The sequence below is a fragment of the Paenibacillus yonginensis genome (assembly GCF_001685395.1).
Classification (GTDB): Bacteria; Bacillota; Bacilli; order Paenibacillales; family Paenibacillaceae; genus Fontibacillus; species Fontibacillus yonginensis.
This window is the reverse complement of sequence record NZ_CP014167.1, coordinates 4,442,812-4,459,367: the sequence shown is the minus strand read 5'-3', so window position 1 is coordinate 4,459,367 and position 16,556 is coordinate 4,442,812. Positions and strand designations below refer to the sequence as shown.

At 52.3% G+C, this 16,556-nt stretch carries 13 protein-coding genes; 4 read left to right on the top strand and 9 right to left on the bottom strand.

The annotated features are described in order from the left end of the window. Positions 1-153 precede the first annotated feature (153 nt). The 6 genes from AWM70_RS20255 to AWM70_RS20230 all read right to left on the bottom strand — a co-directional run bounded on the left by AWM70_RS20255 (position 154) and on the right by AWM70_RS20230 (position 8,888). Positions 154-1,011 carry a diguanylate cyclase domain-containing protein gene (locus tag AWM70_RS20255; RefSeq protein WP_068699471.1) on the bottom strand — a complete coding sequence of 286 codons (858 nt, stop codon included), beginning with the start codon at positions 1,009-1,011 and terminating at the stop codon, positions 154-156. Continuing rightward, entirely contained in the window at positions 1,011-3,128 is a 2,118-nt protein-coding gene (locus AWM70_RS20250; RefSeq protein WP_068699469.1) for a cellulose biosynthesis cyclic di-GMP-binding regulatory protein BcsB, read from the bottom strand. The genes AWM70_RS20255 and AWM70_RS20250 overlap by 1 nt, the downstream gene beginning before the upstream one ends. A 117-nt stretch (positions 3,129-3,245) precedes the next feature. Beyond that, positions 3,246-4,496, bottom strand: coding sequence for a glycosyltransferase (locus tag AWM70_RS20245; protein WP_068699468.1), 1,251 nt, complete (start codon positions 4,494-4,496; stop codon positions 3,246-3,248). 15 nt (positions 4,497-4,511) lie between these two features. After that, a complete protein-coding gene (locus tag AWM70_RS20240) occupies positions 4,512-6,155 on the bottom strand; it encodes a DUF2334 domain-containing protein (RefSeq protein WP_068699466.1) in 1,644 nt (547 codons plus the stop codon). Next, entirely contained in the window at positions 6,152-7,732 is a 1,581-nt protein-coding gene (gene wsfD, locus AWM70_RS20235; RefSeq protein ID WP_068699462.1) for a glycan biosynthesis hexose transferase WsfD, read from the bottom strand. The genes AWM70_RS20240 and wsfD overlap by 4 nt, the downstream gene beginning before the upstream one ends. Before the next feature lie 22 nt (positions 7,733-7,754). Next, a complete protein-coding gene (locus AWM70_RS20230) occupies positions 7,755-8,888 on the bottom strand; it encodes a hypothetical protein (RefSeq protein WP_237167764.1) in 1,134 nt (377 codons plus the stop codon). A gap of 276 nt (positions 8,889-9,164) precedes the next feature. Here AWM70_RS20230 and AWM70_RS20225 point away from each other — a divergent pair, with 276 nt between their 5' ends. Continuing rightward, positions 9,165-10,859 (top strand): glycosyltransferase 87 family protein, encoded by a 1,695-nt coding sequence (locus tag AWM70_RS20225; protein ID WP_068699458.1) that lies wholly within the window; start codon positions 9,165-9,167, stop codon positions 10,857-10,859. Between the two features lie 67 nt (positions 10,860-10,926). Here AWM70_RS20225 and AWM70_RS20220 read toward each other — a convergent pair whose 3' ends face one another. Next, positions 10,927-13,320: a YcdB/YcdC domain-containing protein gene (locus AWM70_RS20220; RefSeq protein WP_169823479.1), complete on the bottom strand. Its 2,394-nt coding sequence runs from the start codon at positions 13,318-13,320 to the stop codon at positions 10,927-10,929. Positions 13,321-13,597: 277 nt separating this feature from the next. On the opposite strand from AWM70_RS20220, the gene AWM70_RS20215 reads away from it, so the two are divergent. Then, positions 13,598-14,602, top strand: a complete 1,005-nt coding sequence (locus AWM70_RS20215) for an asparaginase (protein ID WP_068699453.1) — start codon at positions 13,598-13,600, stop codon at positions 14,600-14,602. A 53-nt stretch (positions 14,603-14,655) separates the two neighbouring features. Next, entirely contained in the window at positions 14,656-14,949 is a 294-nt protein-coding gene (locus tag AWM70_RS20210) for a VOC family protein (protein ID WP_068699450.1), read from the top strand. A gap of 115 nt (positions 14,950-15,064) precedes the next feature. Here AWM70_RS20210 and AWM70_RS23555 read toward each other — a convergent pair whose 3' ends face one another. Both AWM70_RS23555 and greA read right to left on the bottom strand, forming a co-directional pair. Continuing rightward, positions 15,065-15,223, bottom strand: a complete 159-nt coding sequence (locus AWM70_RS23555; protein WP_169823478.1) for a hypothetical protein — start codon at positions 15,221-15,223, stop codon at positions 15,065-15,067. Positions 15,224-15,411: 188 nt separating this feature from the next. Continuing rightward, a complete protein-coding gene (gene greA, locus AWM70_RS20205) occupies positions 15,412-15,891 on the bottom strand; it encodes a transcription elongation factor GreA (protein WP_068699448.1) in 480 nt (159 codons plus the stop codon). 223 nt (positions 15,892-16,114) lie between these two features. Between greA and AWM70_RS20200 the strand changes: the two genes are divergently transcribed. Beyond that, complete coding sequence (locus AWM70_RS20200) at positions 16,115-16,483, top strand: DUF423 domain-containing protein (RefSeq protein ID WP_099093116.1); 369 nt, start codon at positions 16,115-16,117, stop codon at positions 16,481-16,483. Positions 16,484-16,556 lie beyond the last annotated feature (73 nt).

Sequence of the window (16,556 nt, the reverse complement as noted above, 5' to 3'; positions counted from 1 at the left end):
ATCAGTACCAGTTCCTTATCCTTAAGCATATTCCTAAGTCCCTTGTCTTTGCCAAACCGCAGCGGGATAAACCGAACAAAAAAAGCAAACGCCGACGGGCATGTCGGCGTTTGCTGCAGGTTCTACTACTTGATGTTCTAATTTGATGTTCGATTAAACATCGTATTCCAGCTGCTTCTTCGCTCTTGCAATAAATTCAAGCGGGGTACGAACCGTATCAGGATGATATTCGGCGGCCCCGATCCGCAGATTCAATTCCACTTTGTATTTGCCGGCAAACTGCCGCTCGTTGAACTCCCGCAGCCGCTGTTTGATCCGCTCGACTACAATTTGGGTGCCCTCCAGATCGGTGAACAGCAGAAGCCCCCAGGTCACATCCTCTTTATCCAAGAGATACAAGGTATCATTGGTACGGATGCTGGACTGGCTGATTTGGGATACGTCATAAATCGCCTCCGTGAGCTGCTCTTCCGGAATAAAACGGCGGATTTCATTCCAGTATTTCACTTTGATCACCAGCAGAGACAACGGAATCTGATAGCGGGTGGACAAGCCGGCAAACACCGCAGCATCCTTATTGAAGGAAAGCGAATTCTTCAGATCGGTGGTTTCATCCACGGTTACCAGCCATTCCTGCTGCCGTTTCAGCAGCTCGTTCTCCTCCTGGAGCTCGCGCACGGAGGAAGCAAACAGCCAGACCACAATCGTAAGCAACGGAGCCATAATGATCCAGAAATACGTGCTGAGACCGATCGTCTGCGATAGAGATACCGTTTGAATCGTGATATAAATGCCGTAAGCGAAAATAAATACCACGTTCAGCACCAGCCCGGCAGTTACGTTAGTAAAATACGTTACGATCGCCAGGAAGAAGCAGAGATTCATCAAGATCAGATCGCTCAAATATTGGCTGGGGTCTCCCGCCGTAAAGATCAGGCAGACATTGCACAGCACGATAAAGGACAGAAAAGCCAGATCAGAGACCAAACTATGATTACGGGTGCGCCGCATTATTTGCCACCTCTTCTCGACCGGGTTTGCTGGCGGGCATGCTGACGGCTCCTCTTCCTACGGCTGTGCTTGCGGAGCAGTAGAATCAGCGAGGCAAGAACCAGACAAGCCACGATGACGACCGCAGCCATAAAGCCAACAACATCCTTGCGCTGCAGAACATCCTGTACCAGCGAATCTTCAGAGCCTCCAGCCTCTTTCTTGAAACGGTAAGCCTGAACGTTGCCGTCCATATCCGTCAGCACCCCATCGCCATACAGCTTATATTTATCGGCTTCATTGGATGCCAGCCGCGAGGCCATTTCATAATAAACAGAGCTGACTCCTGTTAAGACCATCATTCCGTTAGCGTCGTTCCACGGAGACGGAACAAGCTGAATCACACCGATCCGTTTGCCATAGCTTTCAGCAATCTGGATTTTTTCATTGGAGGTGATGGCTGTCCCTTTGCCGTTGTAGCGGAAATACAAATCTTTATTGTAACGCTGAATCATTGGGTTATCCTGATAGGTGCCGATCACGATCAGGTTGCTGTTTTTAAGCTGATTCTTGTCTACATCGTCTTTATAAAAAGCGATCTCTCCCTGATTCCCCTCGGCATATTGGCCAAGCAGGCTGAACAGGTTGCCGATCGTGCTGTACGTTGCCGTATCCGGCTTGTTTGGCAATACGACGGCTACCCGATTAAATCTTCCGTCCCGCAGGAACGGATAAGGATAGTTGTTAAACAACATGTCCGTGCGGTCTTTGCTGTTCAACTGCAGGACAGAATCCGGGGCAATAAACGCCCATGGCGTCTGGTCCTGGAAGCCGGAACAATAAGCGCCGTCTAGTTCCAGATCAAAAGCGACCGTGAGCGAGAAATTACCCGCCACTTCCAAATTGGCCGGAATCGGGAACACTGCCTTGTCTCCGTTAGCCAGCTCGCGTGACAGCTTTTTGCTGCCGATCGGCTTGCCATTGATCAAGACGGTCATCAGCGAACGGTCGAAATCCAGGTTCTGTGCATACCGGAAGCTGATACTGACCTTGCCGGCACCGGCAGCCGACCGGTTGGCCGGCAGGGGAATATAGTAGGTCTGTTCCTGATGACGCGGACCTGTCAGCTGATCTCCCGATTCGGTCAGAGACACTGCCCGGTTGAGGTCAACCACGGGTGTGTCTACGTCCGTATCGGCATTAACGACGATTCTGTCTGTATCCAGCTGGCTCATCAAAGGCAGATTAGCCGCCATACGGCCAGCTTTGATAAGCAGCTCCTCATTAGCGGACGTAACCACCAGCGTCGGCTGATGCTCCGGGTGGATCAGCTGGATGACAGCTGAATCGGACAAGTCGCTGCCGCCGATCGCTGCTTTCAGCTCGGCAGGCAAATGCTCATAGCTCGACACCAGCAGCACCAGGAATTTCCCCTGCAGACGATCTGCCGTATAAGGGATCAACGGAAGCGCTGCACGGCCAAGCTCGCTGCCGCCGGCATACCCGGAAAGCGCATAAGAGGCTGCCGTCAGCTCAGCGGTTCCAGCTCCCTCAGGAACGGCAACGGCGCTTCGGCCCCCGCCTGCATTATCGACAGCAGTGAACCGCTTGTTAAATTCACGGATCTCTGCCGTCATTTCCTTGTTGGCATGAGCGACAGCGATGCTTGAGGTTCCATAGATATTCAGCCACTGGTCGGGCGAAACCTCCGCAGTACAAACATCATTCCGAGTTTCCTCGCGCAGATAACCCGTGATTTCAAGCTCATTGGAATCCTTTTTCAGCAAACTGGCCGGAATCTGTACACTGAGCTGCTGCTCCCCTTCTCCCGCTGCCGGGCGAAAGGAATAGAACGCAGTGCCGTTAGCCGACAACGTCATACTGGACCGCTGGTTCTCCAGAATCTGCGATACCCGGTAGTCCAGTTTGATTGTTGCTTTGCTTACGTTCCAGTAATCCGGAATCTGAAAATAAATCGACTTCGTTACCTTCTCCCCGGAAAGCGAAACATCGGCACCAAAGCTGGTCACATAGGTCAGCTCGCTCTCGGCTGCAGCCGCAGAACCGGTGCTGCCAAACGGATAACCCAGACTGATCACCATTAGGAGAAGCAGCAGGGCGGGCCATTTTTTATTCATGGAAAACGCTCCTAATCTTCGTTGAAATTTCGTAACTTCATTTGGACCTACCGACTAAACCAAACTTACAAACCGCAGCGGCTGCGATCCGCAAGTGACGCCTGCCAGGCAAGCCGGCTAGAACCGTTCCGTCTTATACCATTTGACCTCTCTTTTGAAGACCAGATCCTTGAAGTAGTTGTACAGCCCGTTGGCCGCAACCAGCATCCACAGCTGGCAATACGTCACGTACATCAACATGATAATGCCGACATTGGAGAGAGACATTTCTCCTTTCTCCGTCGTTAAGGTAACAAAGGTACCTACTACAAACAACACAATCGCCAGCAGCCACAGAAACGTGCTGAGCCCGGCCAGCGTCGTATGCACATAACCAATCGTATTCAGAACAAGCAGAATATCCGAAGTCAGCAGCGAAGTGACAAGCAGGAAATAAATCGAAAGGAAATATAAAATATCGAACCGTACGGTTCGGGCAGAGCGGTTAAAGAGCAGCGGCAGATTCTTTACGATGACGTAAACATTGCCTTTGGCCCACCGGGTCCTCTGCTTAAACCAGACCTTAAGCGACTGCGGTTCCTGCTCCCAGGTGACCGCCTTCGGCTGAAATTTGATCCGGTAGCCCATCATGTAGATGCGGAAGCTGATCTCCGTATCTTCGGCGATCGCTTTAACGTCCCAGCCCCCAATGCTTTCAACAATATGGCGTCGCATAATGAAATTGGTGCCCGGAATCGTGCACAGCTTGAACAGCTGCCATCGTCCGGCCTGCGCCATCCATTGGAAAGACAAAGTCTCCACATTGATGAAACGGGTCAGCAGGTTGACGTCCCGGTTGCGGGTCCGGAATTTGCCGATAACCGCGCCGAGCGAGGCATCGTTGACGATTTCCGTTACCAGGTACCGCAGCGCCGTCTTCTCCGGCGTATTGTCAGCGTCATAAATAGCGATCAGCTCGCCTTTGCTGTGGCCGAATCCAATGTTGAGGGCATTGGACTTCCCTTTGCCGCCCGTTATCTTATCGGTGTTGATCACGATCAGGTTGCGTCCCGCATGCTTCTGCTGGATACTGGCCAGCAGCTCCGCGCTGTTGTCGGACGAATTGTCATTGATGACGATAATTTCATAGCAGTCATGGGGATAATCAAGCGCGAGCAGCGATTCTACCGTCTTGCCGATTACCCGGCCTTCATTATGAGCCGGAACCATGATGGAGACGAACGGAAACCTGCCTTGAAGCGGCGGAATCTCCTCTCTTTCAGTCCTCATGTAATAGAAATACCCGGCAATAATAAGCAGGACGTTGACAAGCAGCAGAGACCAGATGCAAATGACGGCAATGAGCATCAGATAATTGGATAATTCCATGGCATCTTCTCCTATCTATCCACTACTGGATTCAGAGTCCCGTTTCAAAAACTTCCGTCTGTACAAACGACGGCCAACCAGCAGCAAACCTCCGAAGACGATCAGCGAGAACGCGATGATGACCATAAAAAAGGTGTTTTGCACCTGAAACAGCTTCCGGAAGCTTGTCTTTGCATGCTGCACATATTCGTAGTCCCGGCTGACCTTGCTGCCGCTGTAGTTTGGATTCAGTGTTTCCCCGTTCAGAATCACCGCACCTTTGCGTGATTGCGCTACATGGCTTTGTGTCTTGACCTCATGGTCCAAATCCTTATAATCGGCCAAAGTGACCCATGATGCCTTAAGCTCCTCCAGCAGGGCAGTCAGACCATCGGCACGATCAGGAAAATCATAGGTAACCGCCGTATTGACCGGCAGCTCCTGAACAGGGCTATCGCCGTAGCTCTGCCGCAGGTCCTCCATGGTAACGCTGAACAAAGCCGATCGGAAGGAGCGCTGCACGGGAAGCGGCTCTTTGGGCACTGCTTTCACGTCCGGGAACAGCACCGACGAATCGAAAAAGGACAGCCCTTTCCCGGTATATTCACCGTCATGGGCCCAGTACTGCTCAGCCCCGACCCCGAGCGGGGCTACTTCTGCGTTGATCAACAGATCAATGAACCCCTCCATATCGGCATAGAGCTCATCCTTGCGGGACTGAACTCCCGCCAGCACTTCAGGTACATGGACAAGAATGCTTCCTCCCCGGGCCTGAAGGTATTTGATGGTCTCAAGATAGCGCTGCATCGCCGGATACTCCGTATGGCTGAACACCGGACGTACGCTTGCGATAAAGGGAATCCCGGCTTGATAGAGCTTGTCAGCCATAGTCTCCAGAAGGCTTAGATCGGAGAACGGGTAAATTTCCTTAATAAGCAGATAAGCCCGGCCCGGCCTGTCCTGACGGAACCAGTGTTTGAGCACGCCCGCCATAACCTGCATGTTGCCGCTGCCGGCTTCAAAGTAGGGCACGTAGGTGTAGTGGCCGGACTGAAGGCTGTAAGGGAAATGCCCCTGGACGCTTTCCAGCGTCAGACTACCGTAGGTCTCTCCTGTTCCTGCTGTCATGTAGATCATTTGCTTCACATTAAATGTTGTATCCAAACCGCCGGCCGCCGTTAAATGAACCGGCTGCTGGCGGGCTATGTTCGTCTTGATTCCCAGCCTGCTCCGCTCAGGCTCCGGGGGCTGGCCTCCTATTTGGAGGACATCGCCCGTATAGCTCTGCAGATCTTGAAGGAAAGCGGATTGTCCTTCTTGCTCCAGCCCCGCAGTCCCCGGCTCCAGGTTGACGACCCGGATGACTTTGCCAAAGCCCTGCAGCATACCGGCTTTATAATCATCCAGGCTGACCTGCTCGGCTGCCGCGCCAAAGGCCGCAATCAGCCGATCAAGAGCTGCGATGCCGCCCTGCTGAGGAGTCCCTGCCCCAAGGCTGTCGTAAACCAGCAGCACAGGCGACTCGGCGGGAACTTCGGATGCTGCGGCCTCCGCAGATGAGGCCGCAGCTGCAGGCGCGGATTCCGCCTTAGCGGAGAACTCCGGCCAAACGTTTGGCAGCAGAAGCAGCGTTAGCAGCAGCAGCTGAACAACTTTGATGGAGTTCCCATTTCTATTCATGGCGCCACCTCCTGTCCTGCTGCAGCGGAAGCGGAAGCAGCAGGGCGAGCCGCTGAAGGAACTTCCGATTCAGAGTTCGGCTTCCGAACTGCTGGATCCGGGTGGATAAACAGGCTGCGGCCGATGAGATCGGCAACAAGCAGCAGCAGAATCAGATCAAAGGACAACGTAAACAGAAATTCGTGTTTGGCCAGGTCGGCATCACCGGCACCTATAATAGAAACAAAAATGCCGGATAACCCGATGATCAGCGTAGAAACAACCAAAATCAGCTTCTGGATATGCCGGAAATTCCGCTCCTTCATCGCTTTAACGAAAGCAGGCAGGTACAAGCCCATTACCACGATGCCCCAGAGGACGATAAAACCGAACGTCTTCGGCAGCACCCGTTCCTTGAGGAGGCTGTACAGCGAAAAGAAATGGGTATGTGTTCCCGGGGCCGCCCCCGTCGACTGCTCGAAGTTGCCCATCGCCTCCGGACGGATCGTAAACGCCCCTTTGGCCGCAACGTCCAGAATCGCCCACAAACGTCCCGGGTGCAGAACGTAATACTTCAATATGGATGCAAAGCCGTATTTGCTGTAAAATTCGCGTTCCAGCATCGGCGAGTTCACATCAATGGTCGAATAAGGCTCGTAATAGATGCTGTCCTTAAGCAGCGCATACTGTTCGTCAATGCCGAAGGACTGCAGCGTCTTCTCCGGATCAACCGACTGCATCAGCACCCCTCGCGTCATCGCATGATAAGCGTTGATATTGACGAACTCCTTGGAGATCATCGTATAGGTCAGAACGCCCGCCCCCATAAACACCACCAGCGAACAGCCCGTCAGAATCCGGAAAGTCCGGCCGCTTCTCAGGAACAGTAGCGAGACGCCCATGACGGCGGCAATCATGCCCACCGGGGCATTTTGCTGCTTCGAGGTAGTCAGTAGAACAGCGCTAATAACAAAAATGGCAAGCAGAACATAGTCGTTGTACCTTTTCCGGTACATCAGCAGCCACGAAGCAAACAGAAATACCGCCATAATCAGCACGATCGCTTCACTGTAAAAAGAACTGAAATACGCGGTGTACCCCGTATCCCCGAATATAAACAGCGCAATCAGCGCGATCAGATAACCTTTGCGGCGCGAAATCCCCCAGGTTAAACCCTCGATCAGCAGATAAACGGCAGCCGTATACAATACGGCATAAATGACGGCCTGAAACCGCAGATCAAACACCGTGCTGCTGAATACCAGTTTGTTTAACATTAAAGCCAGTTTAATAAACAGAGATTGCGAGGAATTAATCGTAGCCCCGTTTTCATTGAAGTACTGAAAGATCCCGTATTGCTTGACGAAATAGTCGAAATACTGGCTGTCATAGTCAGGGTGGTTGAAATAAATGCCGTTGCTGTACGCTACCCGAAAAAAGTCACCGTTATCGGCCATCCCGATATAAGGCGGTACAAACAGGGCAAATACCGTGATCATCAAAACTCCCGCTGCTCCAAATGCGGCAGGCGATATCGTACGAAGCATCCATAAATAGCCCTGACGAACCCCGCCTGAAATAGAGCGCCCGCTAAGCATGATGAATTTCCCCCTTGCAGATTTAATATTGGTAGGCCAGCAGCGCTGTCAGATTATCGAAGGAATAAGCTTGACCGGTGGCCGCATCCGCAAAGGCTCCTGCCAGCTCGCCTTGACCGGCTGGAATCTGATACGCCTGCATCCGGTTTATGCTGTCCTCATAAAGCTCGCGGTCGCCGATCGTAGAGCCGATCATGGCCGCCAAGGCATAAATAGCCGTGGACTGGAGATCCGTGGACGGCTGGCCCTTAAAGCTGTATTTCCCGTACAGCTCGCCTGCTTTGACCTTCTCTTTGATATAGGCAATGCTGGCCGGCCGCTCCAAATGTACTTCGGAGAGGGCAAGGATGGTCAGCAGCGATTCGACCGTGTTCACGGATTCGGTGAGATAGGCTTGTTTTTTATAATCATAGCGGGTGTGATAAAATGGAAAATCGTCGGAAATATACCCCCCGGTTACGATCCCGGTCATTTGGCTGAGCAGTTTCTGCTTGTCCGGGCCGTCCGGCATCAATGCCAGCGTCTTGAGGTCAATGTAGCATAACGTAATAAAGCTGTTTCGTTCACCGGCCTGTTCATTGTAAAAATCAACCATATAACCGTCCTGGACGTTATACTTCAGAAACCGCCGGCTGTAATCGTCTGCCAAACGGGTGTAGTCTTCGCGGTCAAACCTTTTGCCCGCTTCATAGAAGCTGCGGATCATCCGCAAATCGTCTACTGCCGCATTTACAGGATAACGTTTATCCTGCTTCGGGCTGTATCGGTAGCTGAAGCCTGTATCCAGATCGAACGTTTGCCTGGCCGTCTGCCAGTCCTGCTCAAAGCGCTGCGGGTCTCCGGACAATACATCGTAACGCAGGAGCAAAGACGCCGATTCACTGAGCACCTCGTGCCCGGTTGCGGATTCGCTTTCCTGTTGGGTCTCGATCAAATTGGTGAAAATACCGTGTGATCCTTGCAGCTTGCCGCGGATGAAGGCAGTTAGAGCCGACTGCTCCTTGTCCTTGCCGCTGTCCTTCCCATAGGCATGCTCAGGAAGCACAGAGAGGACAGAGACATCTATGGGATTTGCCGGGGAAGACGTTGATGGAACAGGCTGGACGGATTCAGAACGCCGGCAGGAGTCCAGCAAAGCCACCAGAACGATCAGCACTGCCGCAAAAGCTAACTTTTTCAGCCGTGTTCACCCTTTCTCGTTAAATAGAACATTCCAGCTAATGTCGAATCATGTCATTTATTATTCTGATTATACTTGATGTGCTGCTGGTTTAATACCCAGTTTCTTATCATTTTTCAGAAAAGATGATTAACTTATTTCAAGTTCCTTTCAGGTGCCTTTAAGGAAGATTCGCTATAATGCAAAAGGCTTGTAACCGGCATGGACACAAACAAACCTTCACATCCTATTACTTGAAATGAGGCGTTGCATGTGCCTGAAGCACTTCAAACATCAAAATTATCCAGCACGCTGAAGTGGACCTTTATCCTGTCGTTGGTGCTGTGTATATTCTCTTTGGCGGGATTCGCCTTTACGCATCATGCGGACGGAAACGGCGGTTTCCATCGTTCCGGCTGGCAGCAGAACGGGACGGGCGGTACGGAAGGCTTCCGATCGGAACCGAGCAGGTGGAACCCGGATGAATTCAGCCGGGCTTTCCTTGGAGCAAGCGGGTTTGGCGAGACAAACGGCGGGCAGGAGAGCCGCGGAAGTTCAGGAGGAAGGCTCCGGCCTGGTGACGGCCGTGGATTCGAAGGAGGAGGATTGGGCAGCATGGGCGGCGGGCGTATGTCCCAGATCCCTCTGGCTGAGCCGATTGCCCTTGCTGCTTACACAGCGCTGGCCGCTGTGCTGATTGGCATAGGCTGGCGGCGGCTGCGCAGCGCCCAGCCTGCCCTGCTTGCTTGGGACAGCGGTGAAGGTGAAGCCGCCAACCGCCGGCATTCAGGCCGCAGCACGCTGTGGCTGATGCTCGGCTCGGCGCTGCTGCTGCGGATTGCCCTTGTGCCCTGGACAACGGGGCATAACGGAGACATGAATTATTTCCGGAGCTGGGCCACTTCGGCCGCGCAGGATTTCTCCGGTTTCTATGTCCATGGATCGGCGGATTATCCGCCGCTGCTGATCTATTTTCTGTATCTGATCGGGAGAGCGGCCTCGCTGCCGGGAATGGAGATCTTCTTTAACACGATGATCAAGCTGCCGTCTCTGCTTGCCGACGTAATCACCGGTTATCTGATCTACAGGCTGGCATCCCGGCATGTTTCGACAAGGCTGGGCTTCATTCTGGCGGCTTTTTACGCAGCCTGCCCGGCTGTACTGGTCGATTCGGCCTTTTGGGGGCAGGTGGACTCTTTCTTCACCTTGCTGATCGTCCTCGCTGTGCTGCTGATTACGGAAGGACGGCTGACCTGGTCCGCCGCCTTGTTTGCCGCGGCGGTGATGATGAAGCCGCAGGGGATTATTTTTGCGCCGGTGCTGTTCTTTGAGTGGGTACGCCTGCGCAGCGTCAAGAAAGCAGCTGCCGGCATGCTAACGGCAGCCGCGGTGGTCGTTCTGCTCATTCTGCCTTTCTCTTCAGGCCAGGACCCGCTTTGGATCGTGAAGCTGTTTCAACGTACGATCGGCGAATATCCTTACGCCTCTGTCAATGCGGACAATTTCTTTAGCCTGATCGGCGCCAATCACAAGGACAGCAGCTCGGTATTCATCCTTTTCAGCTACCAAACCTGGGGATGGATCTTTATCGTGCTGACCACGGCCTATTCGTGGCTGATCTACTCGCGGATTCGCAGCCGGGAGGCCGCCTTCCTAGCGGCATTGTTCCAGATTGCCGGCGTGTTTACGTTCTCGACCAGCATGCATGAACGGTATTTGTTCCCTGCCGTTGCTTTGGCGATCTGCGCCTATTTATATTTCAAAGACAAACGGCTGCTGGGAGTGGCTGCGGGATTCAGCTTTACAGTCTTTGCCAACACGTTCTCGGTGCTCTACGGAGCAACAGGCCGGACCGGAACTCCCTCCTACACTTATTCGTTGATGTTCGTATCCTTGATTAACGTGCTGCTTGTTCTTTGGCTGGCCGTGATTATGTGGCAGCTGGCTTTCCGTACCTCACGCGAATAAAAGAAGCCGTCCCGGTTATGGACATTGCTCTCCATAATCCGGGACGGCTGTTTGCCGCTGCTGCCTTCTAATAAGATTGAACAATCTTCTGGTCGGTGTGTCCCTGCAATTTAACCAGCTTCATCATAACCTGGGCTGCCTCGGCTTTGGTTACGAGGTGTTGGGGTTCAAACCGTCCATCTGTGCCCTTCAGCAGCCCCAGCTTCACGGCCAGCGTAACCGCCCCTTTGTTCTGGATAGCAGCTGCATCCGTGAATTGGTTGGCTTCGCCGTTCTCCTTCAGATAGACAGTCAATTTGCTGTATTGCAAAATTCCAGCAAGCAGAGCAGCCAGCTTATCGCGCGTCAGCTTGTCGTGAACCGCAATCTGCGACTTGGCATCAATCCAGCCTGCGCTTGAGGCATACTGAACGGAAGTATAATAAACATCTTCCGGTGATACGCCGGCGGTACTCTTCGGTTTGCCGTCGTCTCCGTTATTGGAACTGCTGATATAAGTTGTCGCTGCCCGCGCCATCATATCCAGCCAGTCTCCGACAGTGATTTCAGCTTCAGGATGGATGAGACCTTCTTCATCCGGTTTAAGCACCTGATAACGGATTAAGGTTTGCAAATCCTGTTCCTCAGGCCGCCCTTTGATATCGGCAGGCTCCTGCCCCGGTGCAAGCTGACCTGCAAGCTGATTATTGGTCAGCCATTTTCCCGTCTGTGCGTCCAGAGCTACGGTAAGCTCATTCTCGCTCTTAGGTACGGCACCATAGACCAGTCTGATCACCGGCTCCTCATATTGGTTGAGGATCGAATAGTATCCGCCGTAATAGGCATAATGGAGTTCTGTTTGATATTCATTCAAATAAACTTTCAGCGCTGCCTTTTTATCAACGGATGGCTCCGTAGGCAGCCCGGATACCTTCGGATTTGATCTGCCATAATAGGACTCCAGGTCTCCATCCGGGCCAAGATGCATCGTAACGTTATCGTCCACCACTTTGATTCCTTTGTAGTATCTTGCAAAAGTAAAGTCATAGCCGGATTCGCCGGCTTGCCGGGGCTCCTTGGCAGCTTCTGCAAGCTTTAATTGCTGGCTGGCATCCGGATAGAGCAGGTTCACCCAATAGAAGGCTTTCTGCTTGGCTGTTTCATATGGAACCGGTTTGACAGCTTCGGCTGATGTCCGGTCGTCATTGTAACGATAAGCCTCCTGGGTATAAGAAAGAATTTGACCGCTGTCGGCATCCACCATTACATTGGTTTCGGGCGGGAGCCCTCGGGTTCCCGAATCATTCCCTCTCCAGCTCAGGTTCCACACCTGGCGGTCCTGATCCGGATAAAACTGGCTCAAACGCCGAGAAGCTAAGCTGCGGTTGGCCGGAACTCCGATACGCTGTTCAACCAGCTTCGCCGCTTCTTCATCCGTCAGCCGTTCCCCTTCTGAGCGTGGTGTATAAAGCTTCTGTCCGGCCGGGACATCAGTCAAGACATTGGCGTCTTCCCCGGCTTCTTTCCCTAATTTCGAAATTCGCGCCCCGGTTGCGGCATCTATGTCGTAGAGAGCAGCTTCAACTGGCTGCCAGGCCAGGAGATAACGCTCAGGCAGCCCCTCCTTGTATTGAGGGACGTAAGCCAGTTCCAGATCGAGCTGATCGGCAAACTGCTGATCGGCTTCGGCTTGAGTGATGGTCACCTTTGTATTCGGCAAATCGATGGGATCAAGAGGGCGGGAGAAACGAATGACGGTGCCATCCCCGGTAACGGTTATGTAGTAGTTGGCGAAATTGGACTTGATGCCGCCTTTCTTCTGCCGAAAGCTGAACGTATATTCAACAGGTCCAAACAAACTGGGATTCGCCAAACTGTAAGCGTCATTATCGTCTACTTCCCACTCCACACCGGACGGGACAGTCACCGCTTTCTGCAGGAAAACGCGCGCTTTATCCAAGGCCTGCTCTTCCGTTAATTTAGGGGGATAATAAGCCTCATTGCTGTTCATATTTGGAATGTATAGGGCTGTATCAATAAGATCCCCGGTTACCGCATCTACCCGGCTGTTGAACCCGTAATAAGAATTGTTGATCTGATAGTTCCACTGAATATTCCAAACCATTTGATCAACGGGAGGCGGATATTGATTGGTTACTCCCAATTCATAACTGGAAACGGTCGCTTCACTTAAAATGGGGAACAGCTCTCTCAGCTTGGCTACCGCCTGGTCTTTGGTAAATTTGACTTTGGAGGGGTCGGCCTTGGAGGGCTGAGAAGAGGCATTTGCCGTCAATTCTCCTGCCGCTTGCTGCAGCCCGCGATTTCCAGCGGGCGATGCTGTGCTGCTGATCGCAGTGTCCACCGATCCGGCCTCCTCTGCCCCGGCCATAGCCGCTGGGGTCAGCAGCAAGAGAGCGGTCAGCGCGCTAATCGTCATTTTGGCGGCTTTGGCCTCGCCTGCCTGAGGGTTTCTTTTCAAAATCATCCTTCCTTTCTGCTCTATGATAAAATGCTAGATAAGAGACATTATCCTTTTCCATTTTAACTAGATTACTAAATAAATACCAGTTTTATCCTTAAGGCTCTGTTTCCCCCGTTCTTCAGGCGACACCGGCCCATAACCAACAAATCCTTGTCGAACGAGGGAGAATCACCCATTTATCCACCGGTCGTTTCATAGTAAAATACAAAACAGCAGACGTCCTTTCCCTGCGTCAGGGTGTCTGATTTTGTATCATACAGGGAGAACGGCTTGAATGAAAACTATTCTATTTATAAATACGGGCGGAACTATATCCTCTACCTATCAGGAGCACGGATTGACTCCGACCCAAAGCGCTGGTCATATTCTGGAACAGATTCCCGAGCTTCGGGAGATTTGCCGGATCGACGCGATCGATCTGATGAGCATGGACAGCACCAATACCCAGCCGGAGGACTGGGCAGCGATTGCCCGGCTTGTTCATGATTCCCTGCATCATTATGACGGGATCGTGATTGCCCATGGTACGGATACAATGGCCTACACCTCCTCGGCGCTCAGCTTTATGCTGGGAACGGTCGCCAAGCCTGTTGTCCTTACCGGTTCCCAGGTTTCCATTCTGGCCGAGCATTCCGACTCGAAGAAAAACGTCATCGACTCCTTCATCACAGCTTGCGGAGAACGTCCAGGCGTGTTCGTTGTTTTTAACGGCAAAATCATCAACGGCACCCGGGCCTCGAAAGTCCGGACACGGAGCTATAATGCCTTTGAAAGCATCAACTATCCCTACATCGGAACTATCGTAAATGGGCAGTTGATTTACAACCAGGACTTGCCGGAGCGGCAGCTTGTCCAGTATCCTTATAATGACAATTATTGCTCGGAGGTCTTTCTGCTGCGGCTGATTCCGGGGACTAACCCTCATATATTCGATGCCATCCATTCGCTTGGATATAAAGGGATTGTGATTGAAGGGTTCGGCCTGGGAGGAGTTCCTTTCAAAGAACGCAGCCTGATCAATAAAATTGAGGAACTGATGCGCGGAGGCATGACGATCGTGGTGACTACACAATGTCCTTACGAAGGCGGCGACTTAACGATTTATGAAGTGGGGCAGCGTGTGCTGGAGAAAGGCGTGATTCCAGGATACGATATGACCACTGAAGCGCTTGTCACCAAAATGATGTGGGCGCTCGGCCAAACACAGGAGCCCGCTGAAGTCGCGAAGATCATGGACACGAACTATGCCGAGGAGTTCCGGAAGCCGGGCATGCTTTAAAGGCGGCCTGCTTCGCCGGAGCTCCGGCCTTGGCGTCAGTCCATTGAAGGAGGATGGCGTATGGTCTACAAATTGAACAACTCTATTCTCCATGCGAGCAGCAGAACCTTTCACTGGCAAGGCGACGGCGCGATTTTGCCCCTCCGGGCTCCGTCCTTTATTTCGGAGTTGAGCATATTCAGGAGGCTTATCAGGAGCTTCTCGGCAAAGGCGTCGAATTCAGGGACAAACCTCATGTCATTGCCGAAATGCATGGCATCCAGACGTGGATGGTCTTCTTCTATGACCCGGACCTTAATCTGCATGCCTTGATCAGCGAGGAAAGCACCGTGAGCCGTAAGCAATGAGTAGGTATGAAATGAACCTTTAATTTATGGCCTAAAGAGCGCAACATAAATAGAGTCAGGAAATGGCTTCCTGGCTCTTTGACTTTTTTCGGAGGATCTGGCCCCTCCCCTAAAATCAGGTTCGCTTTACGCGATCGGGTCCTTCTGTTTCCCGGGTGGGCTTGGAAGTGTACTGCTTGGGAGCCGGCAGGATGGGATGCTCGTGTACACGGGTGTCTTCATAGACGGTTTCAGGATTTCCATCCGTTTCGATGTCCTTGCGGTGATTCGGCATTAATTATTCCCCCTTTGGCCATAGAATCCCCCGATCTTCATTTTTGATGCGAAAAAAATCATTGCCGCAACATGCCCATCAAGGGCCAATCGCTGCAAAAACAAAAAATGCCCGGGGGAAAATTCCCGGACACGGTGGCTCGTTGTCCACTTTCTTAGGGTCAACTTCTCAGATCATGCTGGTGCTGTCTACAATCCCTGCTTGATATCCAGCACTTCGTATTTAATAATCCCGATCGGAGCTTCCACTTCTACGACATCTCCAACCTTATGTCCGAGCAGGGCTTTGCCCAGAGGACTTTCGTAAGAAATTTTGTTGCCTGCCACGTCCGCTTCGGCAGGGCCGACGATCTGATATTCGATCCGCTCATCAAATTCGAGGTCATTCAGAACAGCAATAGAGCCGATAGCGACCACATCGGTGCCCTGATTCTCCACCACTTTGGCTTTGCGGAGAATGTTCGTAATGGTCAAAATGCGGGTCTCCATAAAAGCCTGGTCGTCTTTGGCCGAGTGGTATTCACTGTTCTCCTTCAAGTCCCCGTAGCTGAGCGCAATTTTGATCCGCTCCGCAAGTTCCCTGCGCCCGGCTGTTTTGAGCTCTTCAAGCTCCTGTTCCAGTTTGGCAACACCATCGGGGGTTAAAATGATTTCGTCTTCATTCGGCATGATTTACGATCTCCTAGCTTCTTTGTATTTGGCCATTCTTACTTCCCTAACTAATTATATGCATATTATACCATTTCAGGACAGGTTGTACTCGCTTAATTCCCTATTTTCCTTGTTCCCGTTAACCTGCATAATAACGCCAGGTATGCTCACCCTCGCCTTTTTTGGCATTTGACTGCAGGAGTGTGCCGGTCTTAGTATGGCTGTTAGGAGGTGTTTGACATTGAATATTTGGTTAGGATTAGGCGGCATTGTGATGTTCCTGGCCGTCGCGCTTGGCGCATTCGGCGCCCACGCCTTAAAGAATAAATTATCGGATGAAAAGATGAAGACGTATCAGACCGGAATTCAGTATCAAATTGCTCACGGTCTGGGTCTGCTCCTGCTTGGGACGGCTGGGGATCAGCTTGCGGACAGCTCGCTGATCTCATGGGCCGGATGGCTGATGACCGGCGGGATTCTTCTCTTCTCAGGAAGCCTGTATGCGTTAAGCTTAAGCGGCGCGCGGAAGCTGGGGGCGATCACGCCGATTGGCGGGGTGCTTTTTCTGGCGGCTTGGATACTGGTGGTTATTGCGGCTATACAGGGTTAGCTGGTGGAGCGGCCGTGTCCGCCGGCCCAATCAAAGAATCCGCCCTGACGGGCGGATCTCTTTGAAACTTCTA